Consider the following 1,067-nt stretch of genomic DNA (forward strand, 5'->3'; position numbering starts at 1 on the left):
CAGTATCGGAGGTTTGAAGTTTTGCCGGGGCGCCGGCAGGGCTGACGGGTCCACCCTGGCGGGTGGGGCGGCTTTTTTTGATTCAAATTCAACTTTCGACTTCAACTTCAACTTCAACTTCAACTGCATTTCGCCCCGCGCTGCGCGCTTGCGGGCGACCTACTTTTGTCAGTCGCGACAAAAGTAGGCAAAAGCGCTTTTTACAGGCGGCAGCTGTTGGCGGTGCTGGTCGGAGCGTGTGGGGGTTAGGTGTGTGGCATCGGGCTTCGGTCCGGGATCTTCCTGTCCGTGCGGAGTGTTCACCTTCGGCTTACGGGCAGCCCAAAGATTCCGGCTTCGATGGTTATCGGAGCGGGGTCGTGGCGATCGTGCTCGCACGGGTCTGTTGGGGGATGCTGAAGCGGGTTCCAGTTCGGGGCGGTGAGGGCTGGTGGTGGCCTGGTTGCGGTTGGTATTCTTGCCCGGTGGCGGGCATGGTGACGATGCTCGACGTGTCGGGTAGGAGCGGTCTCCAGGCCGCGATTTGTGCCTGATTCATCGGCGCAGGATGCGCCCATAGAAAAATTGGCATTATCCGGTGCACGGTCAGAAGCAGGAAGCCTCCGGCAGCCGGTTGCAGAAGCAACGTGGCGAGCCTGGCCGCTGCTCCCACTCACCACCCCGAACTGGAACCCGCTTCAGCATCCACCGACGATCACAACAAACTCGATCGAGACAACCCCGCTCCGATAAAGATCGAAGCCGGAATCCCGTCGTCACCCGCAAGCCATGACACACATGTCGCACGGGCAAGAAGATCTCCAGCCCACCCCGCGATCAAACACCTAACCACCAATTCCACCCACCCGCACCGCAACCCTCTGCCGCCTGTAAAAAGCGCTTTTGCCTACTTTTCAGGCGCTTGTGAAAAGTAGGTCGCCCGCAAGCGCGCAGCGCGGGGCGAGATGAATTCGAAGTTTTCAGTTTTCAGTTTTCAGCTTTCAATCTGAAAATTGAACGCGCCCCGGCATCGGTGGCTCACCCCCAAGCGCATAAAAACAAACCGCTATTCCTTCGAAAGACGCTTC

General features: G+C 58.7%; 1 protein-coding gene. It reads left to right on the forward strand.

The features are described 5' to 3' along the window. On the forward strand, window positions 1-187 hold a 187-nt coding region (locus VJ956_RS14195; RefSeq protein WP_324085696.1), incomplete at its 5' end, for a hypothetical protein. Window positions 188-1,067 lie beyond the last annotated feature (880 nt).

Origin of the sequence: Marinobacter sp. (genome assembly GCF_035268745.1) — a bacterium.
In the GTDB taxonomy this organism is placed as follows: Bacteria; Pseudomonadota; Gammaproteobacteria; order Pseudomonadales; family Oleiphilaceae; genus Marinobacter.